The 26,608-nt window shown below is 71.9% G+C and carries 5 protein-coding genes; 3 read left to right on the forward strand and 2 right to left on the reverse strand.

Going from position 1 to position 26,608, the window contains the following annotated elements:
• Nucleotides 1–47: 47 nt before the first annotated feature.
• On the reverse strand, nucleotides 48–19,670 hold the full coding sequence (locus IEY73_RS05565) for a hypothetical protein (RefSeq protein ID WP_194505931.1): 19,623 nt from the start codon (nucleotides 19,668–19,670) through the stop codon (nucleotides 48–50).
• A 250-nt stretch (nucleotides 19,671–19,920) separates the two neighbouring features.
• Nucleotides 19,921–22,731: a helix-turn-helix transcriptional regulator gene (locus tag IEY73_RS05570; RefSeq protein WP_189077990.1), complete on the reverse strand. Its 2,811-nt coding sequence runs from the start codon at nucleotides 22,729–22,731 to the stop codon at nucleotides 19,921–19,923.
• 437 nt (nucleotides 22,732–23,168) lie between these two features.
• Between IEY73_RS05570 and IEY73_RS05575 the strand changes: the two genes are divergently transcribed.
• The 3 genes from IEY73_RS05575 to IEY73_RS05585 are packed head-to-tail and all read left to right on the forward strand — an operon-like array spanning nucleotide 23,169 to nucleotide 26,607.
• Entirely contained in the window at nucleotides 23,169–24,251 is a 1,083-nt protein-coding gene (locus IEY73_RS05575) for a TauD/TfdA family dioxygenase (protein ID WP_189077991.1), read from the forward strand.
• Nucleotides 24,248–24,985 carry an alpha/beta fold hydrolase gene (locus IEY73_RS05580; protein ID WP_189077992.1) on the forward strand — a complete coding sequence of 246 codons (738 nt, stop codon included), beginning with the start codon at nucleotides 24,248–24,250 and terminating at the stop codon, nucleotides 24,983–24,985. Before IEY73_RS05575 ends, IEY73_RS05580 begins: the two co-directional genes overlap by 4 nt.
• Nucleotides 24,982–26,607, forward strand: coding sequence for a condensation domain-containing protein (locus IEY73_RS05585; RefSeq protein WP_189077993.1), 1,626 nt, complete (start codon nucleotides 24,982–24,984; stop codon nucleotides 26,605–26,607). The genes IEY73_RS05580 and IEY73_RS05585 overlap by 4 nt, the downstream gene beginning before the upstream one ends.
• Nucleotide 26,608: the final 1 nt, after the last annotated feature.

Genomic DNA, 26,608 nt, shown 5'->3' on the forward strand with positions numbered 1-26,608 from the left:
GATCCCCGATCTGGCGGGTCAGGTGACTCCGGGCTCGGCCCGCATCGTCAGCAGTCGAGGACGATGGCGGCGAACTCCCGCAACTCGAATTGATGGTCGGCCATCGTCGTCGCGAACTCGCCGATCGCCGCGGCCATTTGCTGCTTCACCTGCGCGGTCTTCGTCTTCGGATAGGAACGCGCGATCTCGGGGAATCTGCCCTGCCTGATCAGCTCCACCTGATCCAGCACCCACACCGTGAAGTCCAGCGGGACCCGGTCCGGCGGCGCCATCCCCGCCGCCGTCGCCTCGACCAACGACGTGAACTCCGACAGCGACGACCCCGGAGCGTCCCGGTGGCGACGCGCCATCTCGGTGAACAAGACCCGCGGACGCCGCTCATCATCGGCAGCCACATAATCCGGCACCACCGACGTCCCGAAAAAGTCGAACTGCGACAGCAGCAGCCGCGGTGAGCGAGCCTGCGGCACCCGGGCCACCGTCTGCCGCAAACGCTCGATGGTCTCCCGCGTCCGCAGCTCAGACGACGACGCTTGCACCATCGTCCACTGCTGGCGCACATCGTCGGCCCAGGTGGCGCTGCCCACCAGCGCACTGACCCGCTCCGCCGCCGGCCGCGCGGTCCTGGCCGCGGCATCCAACAGGCCGGCGGTGACCGCCGCAGTTCCCGGCGACACCGGCGCGCCGCCCACCGTGGTGCGCGCTACGAAGTGAATATTCAGGCCCGCGGGCACCTGGTCGATGACGGGTGCACCGTGCAGCACCGCGGACAGCTCCGGCGGGGCGGCGCCCTCGACCAGCACCGTCGGCGTCACGCCCGCGTCGTGGAACTGAGCCAGCAGCACCGACAGATCCTGCAGCAGCGCGGGCGTCAACGCCTGCCCCAGCCGACGACCGATGAAGATCAGTGTCTGTCCCGGACGTAGCCGCGCCGCTTCCGCCAGACCGTGCGGCAACGCCCGCGCGGTGTCCCCGTCGGACAGGACGATCAGGTTTTCCGCCGGTCTGTTCCGCTGCCCCAGCACCGGCGACAGCCACAACGGCGGGGCCAGCAGATCGTCCTCGGTGATCGACGCGTAAAGGTCACGCGCACTGGGCGAGATGCCGACCTGCTCACCGCCGGCTCGCTCGACCCACGTGAACGTCCTCTGCTGCGGTGCGGTTTCCCGCTCGCCGGAACGATCGCCCGCAGCCGCCGACGATCCGAAAGCTCGGCTCACCGGATCGGCGAACAACGCGGCTACCTCGGGCATGACGTCGTCGGGAAGCCCTCGCCGGGTGCGGACCCGATTCAGCTCGTTGTGCACCACCTCGATCAAGCGGTCGCGCACCACGCCGGCGCGGCGCAGACCACCGTCGCCGCCACCTTCGATCCGCACCCGCACTGCAAGCCCGCCGTCGACGGTCTGGCGAGAGACGTGACCGACAGACCGCAGGACGGACCTTGCGAAGTCACGCAGGTCTTCCGGGTCCGCCGCCGGCACGTCACTGCCGGACGGGAAGTCCACCACCAGGGGCGCCGGCTCGTCGCGGGCGCCGAGACCCTCCGGAGCGACCCCGGCCGCCTGCCCGAGGGCACGGTCGAGAGACCGCGGGGTAGCCGGGACAGCCTCCGGGGACGGCGCGCCGCGCAGCGCGTCGACGAGTGATGTCGGGTCCGGCAGGCTGCCGGCCGGCAGATGGGTGAGCGCGAAGTCGTAAGCGGCCACGACCGACTCCAGCCGCGTCCTGGCCCCCACCAGATCGGTGGGCGCAGCGAAGTGGACCGCGCTGCGGAAGGCGGCCCATGCGGCCCATGCGGTGGAGTCGGGCTCGCCGATCAGCGGCGTCGCCACCGCGTCGAGGTGAGCCGCCTCGGCGGGCAGACGTTCCAGCACGCGGATGAGTTCCGGTGGCGAGCTGACCGCGGCGAGCGCGTCGCCGGTCGAGGTGGGCACGGTTACGTCGGTCAGCGCCATGCCGACGAACGGCTCCGGCGAGCTGGACCGTTCCGTGCCGGAGTCCGGATCTTCGGTCTGCGAGATGTCGGTCTGCTCGGGCTGGGCCGTGGCGCCGTAAGGCAGGTACTGGCCGTCGCGGTCGGCCAGAAACAGCGTGTGCGCGGCACCAGGGCGCCACATCCACTGCCGGGACCCGTCGTCGATGGTGAGGTTGAGGTCGAGCGCCCGGGCCAGCATGGCCGGGACGGCACCGCCCAACGCCGAGGTCAGCAGGCTCCGGTCGGTGAGCAGCTCCCGCAGCACAGCCTGGATCAGGTCGCCGCCCTCGTCGAGAGCCGACCGAGCCGCGTCGATCAGTACCTCGCTGGGGTCTTGAGGATTGAGGCCGTCGGGTTCGAGCCCGCGCAGCCGGTCCAGGGTCTGCGGGTCGGCAGCATCGATCAGCCGGCCGATTTCGGTCCGCCGGTCCGGGTGCGGAGCCGGGTGCAACTCGCGGACCCACCAGTCGGACAGGTAGCCCGCCAGCAGCGGGCCGACGCCGCGGTTGAGCACACCCGCGAAGAGATCGGGCCGGTCCTCGACCAGATCGGCCAGCAGGCGCCAGAGATCGCGCGCTTCGGCGATCCCGTCCGGAAGTGGCACGCCCTGGCGGGTGGCAGCGGCCAGCACGGCCGCGTACAGCCCGCCCGGTCCCTGCTCCTGTTGCGACAGAACGGTCGGGGCGACGTGGTGCCGGACCAGTCCGTCCAGGCCCTCCGGCGCCCGGACGACCGGCGGCCGGGTAACCGGAGAGGGCGGCGCCGGCCGTGTGTTGCGGTCGACGAACTCGGCCGTGGTGTACGGAAGGTCGCTGAGCCACGCCCACCCTTGGGCGGCGGCCCCGGCGCGGGTCGTGAGCATGCTCGCGGCGTGCGGTCCGGCCGAAGCCACGACGGCGCGTAGCCGGTCCACGTAGCCCTCCCAGAAGCGCTCCGGCACGGGCGCGTGCACGACATCGCCGACCAGCAGCCCGGGGTGGGCGTGCCGGAGCAGCGGAAGCGCGTATCGGTAGTCCTCGCGGCGCAGCAGTTCGGCGTCGTCCTGCGGACCGGTGTGCAGGCCGAGGGTGGTCGCCTCGGTTGCGCTCACCCCGAGCGGCAGACCCTCGTGACCGTCGCCCGGGTGCCAGGGTGTGGTGTGCCAGAGGGCGAGGGCCTGCCAGCGCAGTTCCGGCTCGGGGAACAACCGCTCCAGCAGACGCATGGTCCCCGGGTCCGGCGGTCCGTAGAGCCGCCAGTCGTTCACCGGCTCGCCGCGGACCGTTTCCGGCTGCGTGGTGTCCGGTTCCGCGGCGTCGGGCTCGGTTGCGGCCGTGCGGACCAGCGCTGCGGCCAGGCGGGTCTGCGCCTGCAGCACTGGCAGATCAAGGGTCGCGGCAAAGAGGTGGAACGTCGCGACGTCGCCCTCGACGGTGACGAGTTCCCGAGCGGGCAGCGGCCGGACACGTCCGGCCGCCGGGTCGGCGCCGAGCCGCAGCAGCGCCGGCCGGTGCGCGGCGATCAACATGTCGAGCGCCGTCGCAGTTCCGGCGCCAGGCAGCGTGATCGAGACGGTGGCCGAGGCGGGCACCGGGCGGGCACCGTACCCGCGCAGCACCCGCAGCAGGTGCCCGATCTGTCGCCAGGGCCGTTCCAGCACACCCAGATCCGCGAGGGTGACCGTCATGGTCTCGCCGGCGCGCCGCAGCACGGCGCCCGGCAGACCGGCCCGGTCCGCGGCCGACTCGATCAGCTCCCACCGACTGTCCGGGCGCACCGATGTCCAGGGATTGCCGGACGGCCGGACCGGCGCCTGGAGGGCAAACGTGAACCCGGTCCGGGGCATCTCGCCGCGATGGCCGGCGTCGTGCGGCACCGGGTGCAGGCCCTGCCCGACCCTGGTCCGCAGCCAGGCGTCGATGCCGCCGTCGGCCGGAACCGGCAGCAGAGGCTGCTGCCACGCCGCGTCGACCCGGACAGCGGGGTCGGGGTCGGCCGTCGGCCGGGTGCCGTCGTTCAGCAGCCGCGTCCACGCGGCCTCATGCCTCGGGAGTTGCTCGGCGAGCCACGCCGCCCGCTGCGGATCGGTCAACCGGGACAGCCGGTGGAGTTCCCGGTAGGCATCGCGCACCGACTGCGGCGGGATCGCCGCACGGCCGACGGCCAGCAGCCGCATCGCCTCGGCGATGCTCAGCTCCAGCCCCGGGTTCATCCGGGCCAGCACCCGGTCCGGGCCGGCCAGCCACAGCAGAACCTCGACCGGAGACACGCCGCTCGCGGTCGCCAGTCGTACGCCGAGACGGTTCAGGGCGGCAACGTCGAGGCCCGCGGTTTCCGGCGCGTCGCGCAGTGCTGCAGCCACGCCGGAATCACCGACCGGCACAGCGAGGGTGCGATCGGCCAGCACCGGCCCCAGCGTCGGCGGTGGTTGCGGATCCCCGTCCCGCTCGGGCGGCCAGGCACCGTGCTGGAAGACCGCCGCGACCTGCACCCGGGCCAGTGGATGGGGAAGTCGCCGGGTCAGCTCGCGAACGGCCACCTCGTGCCTCGCGTCAGTGGACTCGTGGTAGGCGCCGGCGCTGCGCAGCCGCCCCATCAAGTGCCGCGGCGGTCGCGGGTCGCGGGCGGCGTCGACCAGTGCGGCCAGCAGCATCGCGGCCCCGCGGCGGGTCGGCTCGTCCCGCGCACCGACGGCGAAGGTGACGGTGTCGGCGGAACGCCAACGCACGTTCAGGTGCAGCGGTGCGGCCGGGTCGGTATGCCGGCGGAGCAGATCCTGCACGCTGGCGTACCCGCCCCGCTGCCACGCTTGCGCTCGATCCGGTTCGGCGGCAAGCGCCGACATCCGGCTCAGGGTCGGCAGGTTCGCGTAGTACATCTGGATCAGGCGCACATAGGCCGCGTCGTCGGCGCCGAAGCCGGTGCGGATCCGCACCCGCGCGGGAGCGCGGTCCGCCTCGTCCGGCAGGATCTCCATCCCGTCGGGGACTTGCAGGCCGCCGATGAGCGGCGGTGCACCCCGGCCGCGGGTCGCCGTCCCGAGACCGCGCAGGATGTCGAAGAGCCCATCGACCGGTTCCTCGGCCAGGACGGCCGCGGTGTGCTGCCGGAACACCCCGGTTGAGACCCGGTACGCGAGCAGCTCCCGCTCGGCGTCGCGAGCGGGCAGGTCGTCGAGGGTGCGATAGCGGTAGCCGCTGGGCCGCAGGTGCGTCATCAGCACCTGCCAGATGTCGGCCGTGGCGATGCCGTACCGGTCGTGGAGCCGGGCCATCCAGCGGCGGGACCGCTCGGCGAGATCCTCGGTCTTGCCAGGCGGCAACTCTTCGGCCGCGACCGCGGCGACCCTCGGGTCGACGTGCAGCCGGTGGGCGAGCTCGGCCAACTGTCGCACGCTGCGGCCGGACTCGGCGGCGCGCTCGACGATGTCCACCGGGACCCGCCCGGTGTGCTGATGTAGCTCCCACAGCAGGTCGTTGAGCGTGGTGTCGTCCGGCGGGAGCTGCGCTTCGAGGTCACCGGCCAGGTCGGCGACGGCGGCGAAACGAGTCTCGCCCTCATGATTGAGCCGGGCCAGCCGCGGGTCGGCAGGAATCGACGCCGGGTCGACGCCGAGGTGGGCGGCCAGGGCGAAGAGCCGTCCCGGGTCGGCGACGCCGAGGCGTGCCGCCCGTTCGGGCAGGTCCACCGGCAGGTGGCCGATGCGCACCGCCAGCGCACGCACCCAGCTCGCCGGAACGGCGAGCCGGGCGGTCAGTCGAGTCAGCTCGATCTCGTCCATGCCGAGCGCTTCGGACAGCCGGTTCATCAGCATTCCCCAGCGGCGCAGGCGCGTCCCGGCAACCTGGTCCCGAGGCACGACCGGCGGGCGAACGCCGGCGATCGCGGCCAGCAACTCCCAGTCCTCGGCGGCAGGAACAGAGTCGTTCTCCCGGCGTCCGCCGAGTGACAGCCGTAGCACGTACGCCCGGACGTCACCGGCGGCGCGGGCCTCCACGGCGCGGGCGAAGTCCTCGTCATCGACGTCTTCCCGCTCACGCAGCTCGGTCCAGTCGAGGGCGCCCAGCAGGACCGGGTCGATGCTCCACCGGCGGGACAACTGCACCACGTCCCGTAGCGACACGCCCCAGGCAGCGGCCAGGCCGGGCAGCTCGGTCGGGACCCGGCTGAGGAAGACCGAGATGTCCCGGGCCGTCTGGGTAGGCAGGTCCGCCGCGATGGCGAGGTCCCGGACGGCGCGCGCGTCGAGCGCCGGATGATCCCAGACGTCGTCGGTCTGCGCCCCGAGATCGTCGGCCCATGCTTCGGCCGGGTTGGCTGCCGCTCGCGGCCGGGGCAGCCCGGCCACGATGGTGGCGATGCGTTCGTCGGCCTCGGCTGCGGTCAAGTCTTCGGCGCGCCAGAGCGAGGGGTGTGCGGCGGCGCGTTCTTCGGCCCGGAGCGCGACCTCGGCCACGGTGTCGGCCAGCGCGGCGGACTGGCGGACCAGCCAGTCCCGCAACCGCGCCGCGGCTGCCTGCCCGTACGCGGTGTCGGCTTGCTGCGCCGCGAGTTCGGCATCGTGGGCGTCGACCCAATGATCGAAGGTCGCCGTGGCCCGGCCGGCGGCGGCCGTGTAGGCCGCGTAGGCCTCCCGTTCGACGGCGGCGAGCCGTTCCTGCCCGGCCTCGGGAAGCCGTTCGGCGAGCCGGTGCAGGGGTTCGCGCCGCAGCGGGTCCGGATCGTGGTCGGTGAGTTGGTCGCGTGCCCAGTCGCGCACCGCCTGCAGCTCGTCCGGTACGCCGGGCCGCGTCCCGGCGAGGAAATCGTACTGGTCGGTCAGCCGGTCGACAGCCGCCCGCAACGCGCTCTCCGCATGGTGGAAGGGCTCATGCGGACGTTCGCGCAGGCGCTGCATGACCGTGATCAGTTGCGCGGGGTCCAGGGCGTACCGGCCCCCGTGGGGCGGACGGCCGCGGGTGCCCTGCCGCAGCGGCCAGGCGACGCGGAAACGGGTGGCGCGGATCGGGGTGATGTCCTCGAGGATCTCGCGAGCACTGTCCACGATGGTCACCGCTGTGGGTGCGTATTCGTCCTCGGGGTCGATACGGGCCAGCAGCGACCGGAACGGGGCCAGGACACGCGGGTCCACCTCCAGGCCGGTCGCGACATCGAGCAGCGACGACGCCGGCACGTCCATGCGCAGCGCCAGCGGGCCCAGGTCAGTCGGCACCCGGCCGATGGTGTAGGCGAGTCCCATGATGCGCGGCAACGCCCCAGAGCCGAGGCCGGCCCGGTTCGCGGCGAGCAGCACGGCGGCCGGATCACCGAACGGCGCGTCGACGAAGCTGTCGAACACCTCGTCGGCCACCCCGAGCCGCTGCGACCAGGCTTGCCGTTCCGCAGCGGAATAACGGTTCCGCGGCAGGCTCGCTGCCAGCTCGGCGCTCGGCTCGGGGTGCGCTTCGGCGAGCAGGTGAAGCTCCTCGGCGACGCGGCTCAGCGGCACATCGCCGAGGAACTCGTACGCGAGCAGTTCGACATGCCGGGACGGCACCAGGAAGGCGAGATCCCGGACCGGGAAACCCAGCTCACGGGTCAGGTGCCAGTGCCGGTTGCCGCCGGTGCCGGCGTCCTGGAGCCCGGCGCTGACGGCCGCAGCGACCCGCTCGGCCCACCGCTGCGGGTCCTCGTCCGTGTCCGGGCGCTCCCGGTCGACGGCCTCCGCCACGTCGCGAACCGCGTGCTGCAGAGGCGCGCCGAGCAGCGCGAGGTCGACCGGGTTCAAGCCGAGCGCCCGTGACAGCAGCCGGGCCGTGGTCTCGTCCGGCAGGCCCAGCTCGTGCGCCCCGGAATCCGGCGCGTCGACGATGCGCCGCTGCCGACGTACGGTGTCGAGCACGGCCGTCAGATATCCGTCCGGCAGCGCATGCAGCAGTTCCAGGGCGACCCCGTGCTCCCGGAACCGGACGAACAGCGGCAGGTCGTCGCGGGTCAGCCCGAGGCGGGCCCCGATCTCGGCCAGTCGCACCACGTCGTCGGCGTTCTCGACGCCGTACCGCGCGAGCGCGTCGGGCCACTCGCGCACCGGCATGCCGGCCGCGAGCGGTTCCCCGAGAAGATCCAGGCCGCGCACGTCGACGACGAGGTGCCGGGCCGCCTCGATGAGCGGTGCCGGGCCGGGCAGCCCCATACGAGCGGCGATCTGCCCGGCGTCGTCCGGAACCCGGCCGATGGCTTCGACCCACGCGAGCAGTTCCCCGACCTCGGTCGGGCCGGCCGACGCCCCGACGGCACCGGTGCGCGCCTGATTGACCAAGTCGCCGAAACGCGCCGCGTCGAAGCCGACAAGCGGGTCGGTGGTCAGGCGTGCCCAGCGGTCCGCCGGTGCCGGTGTGGCCGTGGCCGGTTCCGGGTAGCCGGGCGGGTCGAGGTACGGCTGCGGTTCGGAGCCGGGTACCAGGTCGGCGTGACGCCGTGCGAGATGCCCGACCGCTTCCATGTCGGCCAGCAGCTCGACCGTGCCCGCGTGGCGCACGGAGGTGGTGTCATGGGTGTCGGCCACCACGATGAGCGCGGCGCGGATCACCATCCGATGGCTGCCGCCGACGCGGACGTATCCGGCCGGTCGCGGGTCGCTCAGCTCCAGCCGTGCCGTCCCCCGCCCGGACCGCACGGGCTGCCGGGTGGCCAGTGAGTCGGCCAGCAGCCGACGCACTTCCTCGGCGGTGTGCAGGCGGCCAAGCGCCCTACCGATCGCGGCCCGGGCGTCGTCGTCGATCGCGCCGAGCACGACCGCACCGGCGTGGAGTCCGCCGACGGCCAGCCGTTCGTGTCGGGAAACATGGCGGAGTTCCGGCGTTTCGCGACCGGCCGCTGCCGGAGCATCCCGCCGCACCGTCTCCGGCATCTGCACGGTGGCGTGTCCGGCGGCGGCCCGGCGCCCACCGGCATCGCCGCGCCATTCCATGGTCACGTCGAGCGCGCCCTGGTAGGTCACGCCGGCCGTCTCGGCGGGCAGCATGCGATAGGTGCCGGTGCGGCGGGCACGCAGCACCAATTGCGGGCGCTGCCGTCCGGCGCGGCTCGCGCCCGCTCGCAGGCGCAAGCCGTCCGGACCGAGTGCCTGCGGCAGGCGTTCGATCAGGGCCGGCCCGCTCAGCAGATCGCGCAAAACCGAACCGCCGGATCGTGCGCCTTCTGACGTCCAGGTGGCGGCGCCGTGGTCGGCGGGCAGCAGCATCCTGGCGCGGCGAAGCAGTTCGTTGCCGGAGCCGACAGCCAGTGTGGTGAAGGCATCGCCGACCGCTTCCGCCGCCAGGGTCTCCGGCATCTCGGGGAAGGCCGGATCCGAGGCGAGCGGAATGTAGTGGACGCCTTCGGGGTCTCGGTGCCGGGCGACGTGAACTTCTCGATGGCCTCGGTCGCCGAAGACGTGGACGTCGGCGCCGTGGACCACCACCACCCGCAGTCCCAGCCGGTGGGCTGCGGCGCCGACGTTGTCCGGCGTGAGCCCTGCGGGTTCCTCCGGCAGCCCTGCGGCGATTGCCAGCGCGGCGGCCAAGCCGCCGTCGCCGCCGTGCAGTACGGTCAGCCCGAAGACCGCGGCGGCGCCGCCCACGCCCGGGCCCGGTGCGAACGCGGGGCGCACTTGCGAGCCGTTCGCCCAGACGTGGGACAGCGCGCTGCGCAGGTGCGGCGCGAGCGCGACGACGCGGGTCGCCGCCAGATCGTACGCCCGCCAGAGGTCGTTGACCTCGGACCGCATGGCCGCCAGGTCGACGTTGTCGACGCGTTCTTGGGCGCGATCCAGTCCGGCGGTGAACGCCTCCCACGCGGCGCGCGCATCGAGGGCCTCCTCCGAGTATCCGTCGGTGGCCGCGCGCGCCGCGGCGTCGTGGGTCAGCAGCGCGCCGCGGACCGTGGCAAGCTGCTGACGAAGCCCGGCTCGGGTGGCGGCGATCGGCGGGGGAACCGGCACCGCTGCGGGCTGGTCCAGGGCGACCTCGGATACGGGGAAGACCTGGGGGGTCATGGAATTCGGGGCGCTGAGCGCCCGAACGGCGTTCTCGATGCCGTCCCACTGCCGGGAACGGGCCGCGGCGTCCGCAGCCGCCTGGTACGCGGCTCGGGCAAGATCGGCCGCGGCCGCGAGGTTGTCGTCGGTCTGGTCCAGATTGTTCGTCGGGGAGGCGGCCACCATGCTGCCGTCGGCCAGCGGTATCCGGCCCAAGACCGTCCGATGCTCAAGCAGGAGCAGGCCGAGCTCGTCGCCTTCCGGCTCGCGGACGTCGAAGACGCTCATGCCGCCGAACAGGGACCGGATGTCGATGGTCCCGGCCATGGTGAACGCGTCCAGGAGCACCTGCCGCAGGCTGTTCAGGCCCTCCCGGCCACCGGTCGGATCGAGCGGGAACTCGCGGTCGAGCCAATCGCCGGCCGGGTTGAGGGCCGCTAGGTTCGGGTCGGCGAGTTCCATCTTGCGGCCGATGATGTCGACCAGGTATGCCGCGTTGTGCTCGACGAAATCCCGCGGAGAACGGGCCAATCGCCGCACCGCCGTCGCCAGGCTGTGCCGCAGCAACCGCGTCAGCTTGTTCTTGCGATACGAGTCGGGGTGACCGGGGAACGTGACCTTCGCCAGCTCTACCGATGCCGGCCCCGTGGCCACCGGCAGGGAATAGGCGACGGCCATCAGGTGGGTGACCACAACCGCGACGACGCCCTGCAACTGTAGTGGCTCGGAGAGGTTCACCAGCAGGTCGACCCGATCGGCGGGCAGGCGGTCGCCGAGCGAGCGTACGTAGACCCGGGCCAGGTCGGCGCCGACGGCCAGTCCGGTCCTCGCGGTGAAGGCCTTGAGGGCGAGGTGCGGGTGCCGGACAGTGGGCGGATAAACGGGCTCCAGGACCGTGACGAGGCCGCCGAGTGGCGTTCCGCTTGTCGTCTGTTGTCCGATGTGCAGCGAGGCGACCTGTTCGGGAAAGTGCAGGCGCTCGGCGGTGAGCTCGCTGTCGACGATGACCTGGCCGTGGAACATCGCCGCCCGCACCGCCTCGGTGGACGCTCGCGCCGGGGGCGTGGTCTGGGTACGCGCCCAGGAGTCGAACAACGCGGTCACGCGCGGATCCTCGCCCGGGCGCATCGCCTCGCCGAGGGTCATCCCGCGCTGCCCGGCTTGATACACCCAGCGCAGCAGCGCCTTGCCGTTGCGGTGCGCGGACAGCGCGTCCGGGCCGCCCGCGGCCAGTTCATGGTCCAGGACCGCGCCGGGATAGGTGACTGCCTCGACGATGAACCACCGCTGCTGCCGCAGCGTCTGCTCGATCATCGCGGCTTCGTTACGCGACCGGTACACCGTGCCCGACCCGCCGATGGTCACCATCGCCTCGTCGAGCACGAGGTTGACCCCGAGGCCGGGCAGCAGGGCCAGCGGCCGGGCCGACCACCGCGCGCGGCGGGGATCGTCCATCCCGGCAATCGGCGCCCCGACCCGGGCGAGCGACTCCATTTCACCGCCGAGCAGGCCGTAGCCGGTGCCCGGTGCGGCCCCGGATCGAGCCGTGGAGGCCGACTCCGGCGGCTCCGGCGCACCGCGCACGGGCGTCCGGTCGTGGTGGTACGCCCGGACGCGCAGGTCGACCTGTGGCAGCCCGTCCCGCATCAGTTCGGCGTGTGAGCGCATGCGCACCGCCCGGCCCGGGTCAGGGGCATCGAGCCACCCGATCTCGCCCGACGAGGTCCGGACGGCGACGAAGGCGTGCCCGAGTCCGCCCGGCCGGCCCATCAGTACCACCGCGATGCGGCCTGGTTCGACCGGGGCGCCGGCGTCGTCCGTGCGGCCCGGCCGCAGCATTTCGGCAACGGCGTTCCAACCGGCGGCCCGAGGCCACGCCGCCGGCCGGTCCCAGGCCAGCCCCGCATCGTGGTCGAGCACGGAGTCGTCGGCGGTGCGCCCCGGTGCCAGGCCTTCCGGGAAGGTCGCCACGACGGCGGCAGCCGCGAATCGCACGCAGTACCGCTCGTCGGCGGCCGACGGCGTACCCGGCTGCGGGGTGGTCATGCGGCTCAGTGCTTGCGCGGCGAGCAGGCTCATCTCGTCGGCGGCCGCGAGGGTCAGCGGCTCGGGGGCCGGTGCCGCCGGGTCGAGGTCGCGAGGGTCGGCGCTGACCACGGGCGACGGCTCGACGCTGGTGGCCGGGGTGGCCGCGCGGTATTCGATCCAGGCGTGCGACTGGCGTCGTTGCCGCCGCCCGGAACCGGCGCCGTCGCGGGCACTGCGGCCACGGTCGACCACCGGTGCGAACAGGTCGGCCGGGACCTGCGGCAGGTCGGCGTCGGTGAGGTCGCGTTCCCGCTGGATGCGCCGCATTTCCTCGCTGACCAGCCGGGCCAGCAGGTCCTGCACGGCGGTGGCCCGCCGGTGGCCGGGCGCGGTGCGCGGGCCGGGTTCGGTGAGGAGCCGGACGATTGCCGTCTGCACCGGATGGCGGTTGCCGCCGCCGTCGACGTGGACCTGCGGGCGGGCCACCGGTCCGTGCGGCGCGGTGTGGTCATCGATGAGGCGGCCGGCGATCGCGTACGCGAACTGTCGTGTCGCCCAGAGATCGGAGACGGGGGTGAACTCGCTCCGGGAGAAGTCCAGGGTGAGCAGTGCGGGGGGATCCCAGTCGAAGGTGTTGCTCACCCACTGGGGATGCCGGAGGTGGGTGAGATGGATGTTGTGTTCGTCGGTGGACATTCTCGACGTCGCGTAGGCCGGGCCGGCGACCTCAAGAACGCCGTCGCTCTCGCGCAGGAAGCCGTAGTAAAGATCGAGAAGCCGGTACCACTGTCCGGGGACGGGTGTGGGCTTCGCCGTGCTGCCCTCCGGCGGCAGTTCGAGGTACCTTCCGTTTTTGAGAACGCGGTTGAACCACCGTTCGGCCACCTCGGGTCCGGCAGGTACCGGGCGTACCGGCCGGAAGCTGCGGGTGAAGCGGTTGAGGTAGCCCCAGAACCGGGCGCCGCTGAACTCCACCGCCACGTACGCGTGTTCCTCGTCGGAGTAGTTCGCGCGGTACGCCTGGATGGGGCGTCCCCGGTCGTCGGTGGTGGGTACGCCGGCCGGGACGCTCTCGTCTGATCGCAGCGCGGGCTGTGTGGGTTGCGGGGTGTACCAGCCGGTCTTCAGCTTGCCCACCACGTCGAGGACGGCGGTGCGCAGCATCGCGCCGGTGACCGGCTCGGCCGGGCGGGGCGGCATCACCGCGAGCAGCGCGCCCAGGGCGGCTTCGACGGCGGCGTCGGAGGCGATGTTGGCCAGGCCGAGGTAATCCGGGTCGCCGTGGAGCGTGTTGAACGCCTGCTGCAGGGAGCCGATGTCGGTGCGTTTCGCCTTGACCTCGTGGTGCAGCCGATCCCACGCCGAGTCGACCGCCCGGCGCCAGCGGTCCTGCCCGGCGGGGGTGGTGCCTTCGAGGTCCCGCTGGGCGAGCGTCACCCGCTCCTGGAGATATCCCTGCAGGACCTTGGTGATCGCCGACGAGATCAAGGGCCAGCCGGGCACGTACGCGCCGCCGATGCCGGCGGCCGCCATCAACAGTTCGATCGCCTGCTCCTGCTTGGCGACGATCGCCCGCGCCATGGTCAGCGGATCCTGATCGTGGGCGAGCAGCGCCTCGCCCGACGAGTGTTCGCGCCGATACACGTGTTCCTGCCATCGCTGGAATGCCTCCAGCGACGCGGCGGCTGCGGCCTTGACGCCGAGTTCCAGGGCGGCCGGGGCGAGCGCGGCCCCGGCCGGGATGGCCAACGGGGCCGCTGCGGTCAGCGCCGAGCTCACGTACCCGAGCGATTTCTTGGCGCGCTCGTGGGTGTTGCCGGCGCGCAGGCCGGCCCGGATCGCCTTGTCCTCGATGAGCTGCTTGATCCGGTGGCCGGCCCGTTCGGTGACCCGGCTGACGTTCTCCAGCGACTGGGCCAGCCGCACCCGGACCTCCACGCGCACCTGACGTGGGATCCGTGCGGTTGCCGTGCGCGCGTCTTCCATGCGCGCCAGGTCCTCCGCGCGCCCTTCCAGGTCCGCCACCGCGCGGGCGAGTTTCGACCGGTTGCGGCGCACCGTCCACGCGGCCCACACGGATTCCTTGATGAAGTCGTGCGCCAGCAGCCCGCTCAGCACCTCGATCAGATGGTTGCCCTGCTCGACCTGAGCGTGCGCGAGGTCCCGCAGGTTGTCGTCGAACAGGGTGAAGCCCGTGTCGGTGCTGCTCCTGCCGCTCGTCGGGGCGGCCTCGCGGGTCAGGACCGTCGCGGGCGAGGGCAACGGGCTACCCGGCCCCATCTCCGCCAGCAGGGCGTGAACCTGCTCGTACACGGCCACCACCGGCGACAACCCGTCCGGGCCGGCCCCGGCCACCACATCGGTGAAGTGCTCCCACACCGCCACCGCAGACTCGTGGTCCGCGTGCTCCGCGTGCCCGGCCAGGAACGTCCGCACGGCGGTGCCGTGAGCGGCCGCGGCCCGCGCCAGTTCCCCGAGCATCCACTGGCGCTGCGCGGCATCCGTGCCCGCCGCCTGGACCAGATGCTGTGCCCGGAGCGCCGAATCCGGCGCCGTCACGTCGGTGACCGCCATCCCCACGAACGGATAGGTGCTCGACGGCCCCGGACCGGCCATCGCTTCCAGGAAATCCCGGTCGATGCCGGTTGCCGCCGCGATGTCCGTGAGGCTGAACGCCGGCAGCAGGCGGCTCACCTCGTCGGCCAGTCCGTCCCAGTCCTGCCGGCCGACCAACGCCTGCAACAAGTCCGGGTCGATCACCGGCGCGGACCGTTGCGCGGGCTCGCCCTCTTCGACGGCGCCCGAGGACCAATCCTCGGCCCCTGGCCGGGACCGTTTGACTCCGATCCTGGTCCGTGCGTGCGCCGCCTCCCAAGGCGGATTCTGCTGGGTCATCAGCCGTTTGACCCACCTGCCCACGGTCGTCTTGGTGGTAGCGAAGACCTCGGCCAGGTCGACGTGGCTGACCTCGGCGCCGTGCGTTCGCATCCAGTCCGCGACCGCAACGGAATTCTCGGAGTCGGCGCGGTCGGTCCAGCGCTGCGCCAGCCAGTCCCTCTCGTCGGCGGTCAAGTGCCGGCCGCGAGCCGCTTGTGGCCGGCCCGCCCGGTCGGAGGTCCACGGATGCTCATCGAGCCGGGACAGCCAGTCTCGGACCGTCGTTTTGGTGACCGGTCGGCCTGCCGCGATGAACGTCGCCGCCAGTTCCGCCGAGCTGACGTCATCGCCGTTGGCCCGCAGCCAGTCCGCGAGCCGCCGGGAGCCGTCCAGGGTTTCCCGGTCTGCCCACAGCCGGGAAAGCTCCTCCGTCTCGTCGGCAGTGAGCGGGCGGGCACGGCGGGCTTCGATCCCTTGCAGCGATGACCAGGGGTGTTCGTCGGCGCGCTCGATCCAGCGCGTCACCGTCTGTTTGGAGACCGGTTTGCCGTTGACGTCGAACGCCTGCGCCAGGTCGGGGCGTTGCACCTGGTCGCCGTTTTCACGCAGCCAGGCCGCGAGTGCGGCGGAGCTGTCCGGGTCCGCCCGGTGCGACCACAGGTGCTGCAGGGTTTCCCGCTCGTCCTCGGTGAGCTTGCGGCGCGACGGTGTGCCGTGCTGACGGTGCGCTTCGATCTTTTGCAGGGACACAGCGGATGCCCAGGGATGTTCGTCGGCCCGCTCGATCCAGCTCGTCACCGTCGCCGTGGAGACCGGCTTGCCGTCGACGTCGAACACCTGCGCCAGGTCACGACGCTGCACCTGGTCGCCGTTCTCACGCAGCCAGGCCGCGAGTGCGGCGGAGCTGGCCGGGTCCGCCCGGTGCGACCACAGGTCCTGCAGGGTCTCCCGCTCGTCCTCGGTGAGCTTGAGGCGCGGCGGTGCGCCGTACTGCTGGGCGCCGGCCAGGAGCTGGTGGGTGGCCGGCACGCCGGTGACCACCGGCAGGGCGATTTCGCGGCGGTCACTGCCGTAGACACGCCATCGCAGATCCGCGGTGATGGTCGGGTCGTCGGCTCGCACCTGCGACAACGTTTGCAGCCGGTACGGCTCACCCGGCGTCTGCGGGTTGACCCACGCCACCCCACGGCCGTGGTTCACGGCCACGTACGCATGGCCCACCCCGTCGAGGTCGCCCACCCCGCCGGGCCGGCTCATCAAGACCACCGCCAGCCGCCCGGGTTCCGCCGATACCACCCGCTCGACGGCGTCCCAGTCGCCGATGCGCGGCCACGATCCGGGCGGTCCCCACCGCGACCACAGCCCCATCCCGTGGAGAGCGTCGTCGGCCGAGGTCGCACCCGCCGGCAGCACCGGCAGTCCACCGAAATGGGCATCCCGCACCACCGCGGCCACCGCGACGCACCACGCCGCGGTCCCGGACACACCAGCACCGGCCAGCACCCCGGCCGCCAAGCGGCCGACCTGTTGCCGCACCCCCGCCGACGTCAGATCCACGGAACCCGGCACCTGCGCGGCCGCGCGGTCGACCATCCTGAGCGCCTGAGCGACGAAGTCGCCGGAGAGGTCGTCACCGCGGTTGATCACGACCCGGTTGTCGAAGGTGACGAGCCGCCATCCCTTGTCCGCGTGCAGGCCGCCCCGCTGTCCCGGGCTGAGCCGGGTCGGCGCGTTGGGGTGGATCCGGGGCAGATTCACGTCCTGGGCCATCAGATGGACGTCGCGGTGATAGCCGGTCAGCACGAACAGGGCGCTGCGCACCAGCGGCCAGTTCGCGTCCAGCAGGTCGCCGAAACGGTTCATCCGCTCGTCGGTGTACCGTGTGGCGCCGCGGCGATCGGTGACGGCCGTGTGCAGCACCACGAGGGTGCGGCCCGCGGCGGACGCTGCGGCGCCCAGTTCGATGGCCCAGGCCGGCGGTGGTGAGTTGTCGTCGCCGAGCCAGTGCAGACCGGCCCGTTGCGGGAATCTGCCGGCGCTGCCCCGCCAGTCCCGGGCATATCCGATGCGGGTGTCGGCGGGCAGGAGGAGAGCTTGCTGGTAGGCGGTCGCCGACCAGGCTGCGGCTTGCCGGTAGCGCTCTTCGAAGCGGTCCACGGTGAGCTGTTGACCGAGGTCGGCGCGGATCTCGACGACCTCGTGCGGCACCAGCAGCGCCGCGTCGTTCACGTCGGTGCGGTGCAGCGTCGTCATGCCGCCGAAGACCTCGCGCTGGCCGGGGGCGGCCGTGTCGCCGCGCATCGGCGCCAGGAGGTAGTCGGCCAGCTCGACCCGATCCTCGTCGCCGTCGGTCAGATTGAGCGAGCGAAGCTCCACGTCGCCGGCGCCGGGCTCGACGAACTCACGATAGGTGTCGTCGAAGGACGGGATGCGGGCGCGGAAGCGGCGCTCGAAGTTCTCCCAGAAGGCGTTCAGGTCTGCGCGCAGGTATTCCTGCGCGTTTTCCGGAAGGTCGGCCCAGACGTCGATGAAGTCGATCCGGGACAGGGCAGCGACCAGGGATTTCGGATTTCCTGCGACCACTGTGTACTCGGCCAGGCCGGCCGCGTTCGTGTAGGCGAGCGCCGCATAGCCGGAGACCTGTTTGAGGCCCCGGCGTACGTCAGACGAGTCCTGTCCGCTCAACGGAGCCGTCATCGCCAGCGGTTGAACCGGCGTCCCGTCCGGCTCCGGCAGAGAACCGGTTCGCCGCCAGTGCAGGAACCGTGCGCCGATCTCCCGGCCGAAGTCGAGTCCGTCGGCGGTGTGTGCCTGGTTCAGCCAGCCGTTCGCCTCGTCCTTCCAGATGCCGGGGAGCAGGTTCTGCAGCAGCTCGTACATGCCGTCGTGCACGATGCCCAAGCTCATGTGGTAATGCTCGCCGCGCGGTTCCCCGATCGAGGGCGGGCCGAGGCTCGCACGTCGCCCCAGATTCGTCAGGGTCATCTCGTCCAGTTGTGCCGCACGAAGGTATTGCTCGAACGACACGCTGGCGCGGGTGCCGTCCTGGCCGGGAATGCGTGCGGCGGCGGCGCTCAGCCCGCGCAGTGCCCGGAAGACGGCGTCCGGGTCGTGGCGTCCCTCCTCGTGCGGTTGGACGCGCATGATGCCGGAGATGAGTTCCGGCTTGCCGACGAGGATGTCGTCCGCGGTGCCGGTGGCCGCCTCCGCTTCTGCCGGTGTCGCATAGAGCAGCCCGTCGGCGCCTTGGACGGCGAGCTTGGTCTCCACCGCGATGCGCAGCATGCCGGACGGGTGCTCGGCCAGCACGAAGGAGCGTACGTTCTTGATGTTGTCGACGCCCTCGATCCACAGGGTCGGGGCTTGCTCGGCTTCGAAACCGGCGCCGGCGACTCGGGGGTCCGGCGCGTCCAGCAGCGGCAGCACCGCATCCGCGGACGGCACCGGCGCGGGTGGATGCGGCAGCAGACGCCCGTCGGTGTCGAAGATCCGGGCGCGCAGTCCTGCGTCCGACTCGGCGGACGGCAGCCGGTGCCCGTCGCCGGCCGCTTCGGTGATGTCCCGGTGCTCGCGCACCCGGTCCTGCGGCCGGGGCTGCGCCGGGTCGAGCCAGCGCACGCCGTCCTCGGTGCCGACGGCAACGACGACATGGCCCACGCGCCCGGGGCGCTCCAGGTGGACCACCGCGGCCCGGCCGGTCACGGCGCCGACGATCTGCCCGGTGGCGGTCCAGCCGCCGGCTATGGTCGGCCAGTCCCGCGGGCTGCCGAGCGCGGGCAGCGGACCCATGGTGAGGATGCTGTCGTCGAGGGAGACGTCGGCACCCCGGATCCCGGCGACCGAGATGCCGTCGTCCGGGCCGTTCCCGAAGAGTTCCTCCAGCGCTGCCGACGCGAGTGCGAGGCAGTATTGCTCGCCGTCGCCGATGCCGATCCGCGCGCGCACACGTTCCGACAACCCGATCATGCCGGCATGCGTGAGGCTCGTTGTCAGTGGCGCCAGCCGGATGGTCTCGGGACGTGCGGGCAGGACCGCCGGCTGCGCGGTCCGGTCCACCACCGCGACTCCGTCACGCTCGCCGGCGACGAAGAGCTGGAGGGCATCTCCCGCCGCCGTCTCCACCGTCAACGACGACACCGAACCAGCCCGGACATCGTCCAGCAGCGTCAACAACCCGGCGTATCCGGGCGCCTCAACCGGTGTCCCCGCCACCATCTGGCCATCGGCCAGCACCGGCACGATCGCTGCCTCAAGTAGATCCCGCCGCCGGTGGAGGACGGCGGCGGGAAGACCCAGCTCCACGCCCTCAGCACGCAGGCGCAACTGCCCCGACATCCGCCCCCACGAGGCCACCTCACCAGCCGCGGCCGGCCGGTCCTGCACCATATGCCGGACCGGGACCACCCGCACCCCCGCGGCCCGCTGCGGTGAAACGGCCCGATGCCACCCGTCGATCGGCACCAACCGCCCATCCGCGGCATCCACCAGATCAGCCCGCTGCGGCAAATCCACATACAACCCATGCACCGCTGTACGCGCCACCACCTCGGCCAGACTGATCGTCGCGGCCTGCCCCGGCTCCAACACCTCCACCATCCGGGCCACCACGCCCGGATCCTCACGCCGCAACGCGTCCCGCACCACCACCGCGCCCAGCGCACCCGGCCCAAAACGAACCTGAACAACACCCTTCACCGCCGGCGCCCGCACCACCCACTCCGGCGGCACCCCCACCGGATCCAGCGAAAACCACCGACCCGACCGCACCACCACCACGCCATCCAGACACACCGGAGGCCGACCGCCCACCATCAACAACCCACCTCCGCCGTACGAGACATCCGCTGTTGACGCCCGAGACCGCAGGTCAGTGGCGCTGGGGCGGCCAAGTCAGGAAGCCCTGGCCGGGCAGGTCGCCGAGGGTGCTGTGCCGCGAAGGCGGGACCAGAAGGCAGGCATGGGGCGAAACCTAGTGGCAGCCGCGGTCACCGCGCGGTGGTCGAGAGACGAAAGTGCCCGGCGCATACCCCCGCGTCACCGCCGGGCCGCCCGAGCGGACCGGTTAGTTCAGATCGTCCAGCACAATGCGGTTGCAAAGCTGACGACGAGACGTGATGCCCAGCTTCGTGAATATCTTGTGCAGGTGGTATCCCACCGTGCGCGGGCTGAGGAACAGCCGGGTTCCGATCTCGGCGTTGGTCATCCCCCGGGCGGCGAACTGGACGATCTGGGCCTCACGCGGGGTCAGTTCGGCGGCTCGGCTCTCCGTCGGTGAGTCGCCCGGGTCGGGTGCGTCGCCTGCCGCGCGCAGTTCCCCGATGGCTCGTGTGATCCACGGGCCGGCTTGCAGCGCGTCGAATGTCCGCAGCGCCGTCCGCAGGCGCAGCCGGGCATCCTTGACCCGGCGCATTCGGCGTAGCCATTCGCCGTACAGGAGGTTGGTCCGGGCCGCCTCGAACGGCGATGGCGTGGCCGTGTGAATCGCGGTCTGGAAGAGACTGTCGGCCCGGTCGACGTCGGCGAGCAGCGCCGCGCATCGGAGCTGCCGCGCCTGAAGGTAGGGCAATGACCCGGCTGACCAGGCGTCGAGCATGTCGAAGGCACGCCGGCCTTCGTCGTGATCCCCGGCCAGCACCAGCGCTTCGATGAGGTCGGGGAGGGCGACGATGCCCATCGCGAAGTGCGCGGCCGGGTCGTCGATGTTGAGGATGGGCATCAGTTGCACGATCGCTTCTCGCAGGTTGCCTTCGCCGAGGTGCAGCAGGCCGAGCACCCACTGACAATGGGCACTGACCAGCTTCAGCCCGCGCGGCATCGTGCTCTGCAGCGTGGTGCTGACGAGTTTGCGGCATTGTTCTGCGTGCCCGCGCAGTGCAGCCACCCACGCGAGCATCGCCTGCAATCCGACCGCGATCAACGACTGTCCGGTCTCCTCGGCGACGACAAGCGCCGCGCTGCCCTCAGCTACGGCACGGCTCCAGTCGCCGAGATGAATTTGCAAAGCCATCATCGGCGCGACCGTCATCGGGATGGCACCGGCGTCACCGCGCCGGCGCAGCATCTCGACCGCCTCCTGATAAGCGATGAGCACGGTGTCCGTCTTGCCGAATAGCTGCGGCACGAGGGCCGGCGGCCATATCCAGGGCCGGGGATCGTCTCGATCCAGCCACCACACGCAAGGGTCGGCACCCTCATCGGAGGCATCGGTGGCCCGGGCCTCGATCTCCTTGTCGCGCAGCTGCAGTAGTTGCCGGCTGAGCCGCATTTCGGGCCTGTCCGGGGTCAGCGGCAGCTCGCTGAGGCGCCGGCCCACCTCCAGCAAGCCGTTGAGGTCGCCACTGAACCAGGCCGAGCGGGCCGCCATGACAAGCATCTCGGCAGCCAGGTCGGGCGTGCTGTCGATGATCGGTTGTGCGCCGCGGAGCAGGATCGCGCTGGAAGCCGTGGCCGATGAACTGGCGTGGGCGATCAGCGCCCGGATCCGCTCCACCGATGCAACGACCGCGGGTCGCCCGGCAGCTAGCGGTCCCACCCGGTCGAGCAGTTCGCCCGCGTGCACCGGCCGGCCTGCCTGCCAGGCGGCGATCGCCGCATTGACGAGACAATCCGCAGCGAGATCGGTGGACGGCGCCAGGGCCGCCGCTTGTTCGAACGCCGCGATTGCCGCCGACCCGCCGACCGTACGCCGGACCCGTTCCGCGGCGGCCGCGAGCTTGGCGGCTACCTGCTCGTCCGGCCCGAACGTCGCGGCGCCAAGGTGATAGGCGTGCCGCGCGGCGCGGTGATTGAGCGCCTCCGCCAGAGCCCGATGCGCCTCCCGCCGTTCGGCCGGAGCCGCGCAGGCATAAACCACCGACCGGGTCAGCGGCTGCCGGAAGCGCAGACCACCCGCGCTCTGCTCGACGAGCCCGCTGCGCTCCACCTCGGTCAGGGCGGCCCGATCGCCCCACAGCAGCGAGCTGGTGGCCGGAATCGCGGACAGATCGTCGTCGCTGGCGGCGGCGGCGACCAGCAGTAGTCCTCTCGCATCCGGTGCCAGCAGGCGAAGGTGTCGCGCGAAGGCGTCCTGCAACCGCCGGCTGAGGCGCAGATGGTCCGGCAAGGGACCCGCTGCCAGCAACTCGGCCCTGGTGAGAGTGGCCGGCAGCTCGGTCAGCGCCAGCGGGTTGCCGCCGGCCTCGTGGAGCAGACGGTCCAGTACCGGCCGGGCCGCGTCGCGCGCCGTACGCATCAGCAGCGTCTCCGATTCGGCGGCGGAGAGCGGGCCAACGTGTAGCTGTGCGACCTCGGCGAAGCGTTCGGCGTCGCGTTCGCCGTCCCGGGCCGCGGCGACGAACGCGATTCGCTGAGCGTCGAGTCGCCGGCCGACGAAGGACAGGACTTCGGCGGACTCGACGTCCAGCCATTGCGCGTCGTCGACCAGCACGAGCAGGGGCGTGTCCTGGGCGTGGTGGGACAGCAAAGTCAGGGTTGCCAGCGCGATGAGGAATCGGTCGCACTCGCCGGTACCGAGGCCGAAGGCGCTGCGCAGGGCGTCCGCTTGCTGCCGTGGGAGCAGCCCGATCGTCGGCTGCACCGGGAGCAGAAGCTGGTGGAGGCCGGCGAAGGCGAATCCCGCCTCGGCCTCGGCGCCCCGGCAGCTCAGGATCCGCATGTCGCGGCCGGAACTTGCGGCCAGCGAGTCGAGCAGGGCGCTCTTGCCGATGCCGGCGTGTCCGCGGACGACGAGCGCGCCGCCTCGACCGTTACGGGCGTTGGCGGCCAGGGCGCCCAGAGTCGCCGATTCGTCGTCACGACCGACGAGGCAGGGACCGTAAAGGACGGATGATGGGGGAATCCGGCCGGCGATGGAAGGTGTGATTGTTTTGGGCATCCGCCAATTCCACTAATCGTCCGCCCGTGAACCACTATGTCGCTGGAACCTCCTCGTCATAAAAAGTTGAATTCGCCGTCAAAAACCCAAAATGACGTTAAGTCGATATTAGACAGACGCTCCCGGGGTGTCAACGCGTCTTCTGCTTGCCCCTGCGGACCCCGCAGACACGCCGGACAGGCCGGAAAACCGGTCATGTGACAGATGCGTGGCGCCGTCCATTGCCTCTCGGCGGGAAACTTGGCCGAGCGTTCACCGGTCGCGCATCAGATGCCGATGACCGCCGATCTCCGTAATCGTCGATCCGAGTAGCCGATCAAGCGCGAGGCTCTCGGCCCGAACCGGTCGCCCGCCGTTGACGAAAAGGACCACTTCCCCGCACCTTTCCGGCGCCGCAGAATCCCGCCTTCGTCCGTCCGAGAGAGTGAGGAACAATCGTGGCGTCGTCTACGGTTCGCAATTCCGCACGCAGCACGGCCGTCACCGGTGGCTGGACCGGGAGCTCACTGGCCGGCAGGGAACCGGCGTGGCGCATTCCGCTGCGGCAGCCCGCCGTCGAGGAGCTGCTCGTCCGTGCCCGCGCCAGCGCCGCGGACGGCGCCGTCCCCGACCTCGCGGCGCCGGCGCCCCGGGACCTCCCGCACGTGGCGGAGCTCGCCGCCGAGTTGCGGCGGCGGTTGACCGGCGGCCCGGGATGCGTCGTGCTCACCGGCTTCCCCGTCGACGCGGCGGACGAGCAGACCATCGAGCTGGCGCTCTGGACCCTCGGCCTGATGCTGGGCCGCCCGGTCACCCAGAGCCGCAAGGGCGACCTCATCGGCCGGGTGGAGGACCGAGGCGCCGACATCGGCAGTCCCGTCCAGCGCGGCTACGAAAGCTCCGCCGAGCTCCCGTTCCACGTCGACCGTACGGATGTGATCGGCCTGCTCTGCGTGCGCCCGTCCGCGGCAGGCGGGCTGAGCCGGCTGGTCTCTTCGAAACAGGTCCACGACACCCTGCTAGCGGAGGCGCCCGAGTTGCTCGCCGAGCTGTACCGGCCGTTCCCGCACGACCGCCGGGGTGAGCAGCAACCCGACGAACTTCCGTGGTGCGAGATCCCGGTGTTCAGCCGCATCGGCGCGTCGTTCGCCACCCGCTACGTCCGGCGGTTCATCGAGGGCTCGCAGCGGCACGACAAGGCGCCCCGGCTCACCGACCGCCAGCGCGCCGCGCTCGATGCCGTCGACGAGATGTTGCGACGCCCCGGTGTCTCGCTGGACATGGAGCTGCGCCGGGGCGACCTTCAGCTGATCAACAACTTCCACATTCTGCACGCCCGCACCGCCTTCACCGGCCCGCAGAACGGCGCCGGCAGGCTACTGCTGCGGCTGTGGCTGGCCTACGCCGACAGCCCCGAACTGCCGGAGAGCTATCGGGCGCTGTATGGCGCAACCGGCGCGGGCACCTACCGCGGCGGGGTCTGGCCCGCCGGTGTCCGGCCGGCAACTATCGGCGTGCCCGTGGCGGAGCTCGGCCGGTGAGCGTCACCGGGTCACGTCCGGGAGCCGGGCCGGCGCTCGCCCGCATCGGCCGGGCGGAGCTGCTCGACTTCGACCTCGCCGCAGGGCCTGGCGCCGGGGCGGTACGCGGCGCCCAGCTCCTTCTGCACGGCTTCGCCGATGACAAGGCATCGCTGCGGGAACTTGCCGACGCGTTGCGCGCCCCCGGCGAGGTCGCCGTTCTGCCCTCCCTGCGGGCGCACGGCCAGAGTCCCGCCCCGGCCTGGGGCTACTCGCCGCTGGACTTCGGGGCCGATCTGCACCGCATCGCCGATGTGCTGCCCGGACCGGCACACGTCATCGGCTATTCGTTCGGGGCACTGATCGGGGCCGTCACCGCCCTGCTGCTGGGGCCGTCGCGGGTCAGCACCGTCACCGTCCTGGACCAGTCCTTCGACCGGATGCCGGAGCGGTTCGTCGACGACGGCTGGGCGGAAGCCAGCTTTCTCAAGTGGCACTACAGCTACGCCCATGTGTACGACGGGCTGCGGGCGATGGGCATACCCGTGCACGTCGTGTTCGCCCGCGACAGCCACGTCGTGCCGGAGCAGGAACGGGCAAGCCTGCTCGCCCGGGTCGGACCCCGATTCCACTGCGCCGTCGTCGACGGCACCCATGCCGGCTTGATCCGTGACACCGGCCGTCTCGCAGGCGTGCTCAGCCCGTTCTACGAGCGCTACCACGTCGAGAACGTTTCACTGGAGGCCCTGTCGTGACCGTGCGCACCGATGCCGTGAGCAGCCCCTTTCTCGAACCGGTGGTCAGCGTCGTCGAACAGGTCCTGGACGTCGATGACGTGCGGGCCACCGACGAATTCGTCGCCCTCGGCGGCAACAGCGTCCTCGCGCTGCGCCTCCTCGGTCGCATCCATCAGGAGCTGGGCGTCCGCGTGCCGTCGAAGGCGGTCTTCACGGCCGCCTCCGTGGCCGACCTCGTCCGGCATGTCGAGGCCGCCGCGGCGGACAGCGAACAGTCCGCGCCGGCCCGGCCAAAGAGCCGGCCGCCGGCCGGGGCCACCACCGGGCGAGCCTCGCTGGGGCAGGAGTGGGCGCTGCTGTCGAGCCTTCGCGATCCGGGAGCACCCGCACTGCAATTCCATGTCGCCTACCACGTGCGCGGCCCGCTGGAACCGACCCTGCTGCGCAAGAGCCTGCAATCGGTGATCGACAGGCATTCGGCGCTGCGGACCCGGTTCTCGGTGGCTGACGACGCCGCCCGGCAGCACGTGGACCCGACGGCCACGGCCGAGCTGAGTGTTGAGGATGTCAGCGGCCATCCCCCGGAGCATCGGGCCCGGCATGCGACGCATCTGCTGCGGGCGTACGTCCGGCAGCCGTTCGACAGATCCCGCGCGCCGCTGACCCGGGCACTGCTGGTGCGATGTGCGGAGAACGAGCATCTGGTCGCCTTCGCGTTCGACCACCTCATCGCCGACGGCTGGTCGCTGGATCTGTTCACACGGGACCTGTCGACGGCATACGCCCGCTCGCGGGGCGACGCCACGGCTTCCCTCACGGCGGCCGCGGACTACGCCGGCTGGGCGCAGACTCAGCGAGCGGGATTCGACGCCGGTCGGCTCGACGAGGTCGCCGCGTACTGGCGCGACCAGCTCGGCCCGGACCCCGAGGACTTCGCCCTGCGCCTGCCGGGGTACCGGAGCAACGACGGCCTGCACGGGCCCGCCGCGCTCGACCTCGACGTGGCCGGCGAGGTCGCCACCGCGCTGGCCGAATCGTCGCGGGCGATGCGCGTCTCCCCGTACTGCACGGGCATGGCCGCGCTCAAGGCGCTCATCGCCGACCTGACCGGCCGGCGCCGGGTCACCCTGCTGTCCAGTTGCGCGAACCGCCTCGACGCGGAATACCAGCAGACGATCGGCTGGTTCGCCAACGGGGTCTTTCCGACCACGACCGTGGATCTGACGGCCTCATTCCGCGACCTCGTGGCGGCGGTGCAGGACACCGTCCTGGGCGCCACCGCGCACGGCGACCTTCCCGCCATGCACGTCCGGCGCCGGATCTGGCCCACGCTGCCCGCAGGCTTCCGCAAGGAGCCGGGGGTCTACTTCATGCAGAACGAGATGTGGGGCAACGCGCTGCGGCTGGCCGGTGCCGAGGTGGCGCTCCTGCCGTTGGAGGAGGACGCCGACTCCCCCGGCCTGCACCTGTGGCTGTTGCAGGACGACGCGAAGCTCAGGCTGCACGTCCTGCACTACGAGTCCGAGTACTCCCGCGAATACGTCGGCGAATTCGCCGAGACCTTCCTGCGCGCCCTGCACGCCCTGACCACCGATCCGGACGCCCGCGTCGGCGATGTGGTCAGGCAAGCCCGCCGCTGAT

Origin of the sequence: Mangrovihabitans endophyticus, from assembly GCF_014646155.1 — a bacterium.
GTDB classification, from domain to species: Bacteria; Actinomycetota; Actinomycetes; order Mycobacteriales; family Micromonosporaceae; genus Actinoplanes; species Actinoplanes endophyticus.

Excerpts from the sequence above, each read along its gene's own strand:
- IEY73_RS05565 (WP_194505931.1), bottom strand. The coding sequence starts at position 19,670 with ATGGTGGGCGGTCGGCCTCCGGTGTGTCTGGATGGCGTGGTGGTGGTG.
- IEY73_RS05570 (WP_189077990.1), bottom strand. The coding sequence starts at position 22,731 with ATGCCCAAAACAATCACACCTTCCATCGCCGGCCGGATTCCCCCATCA.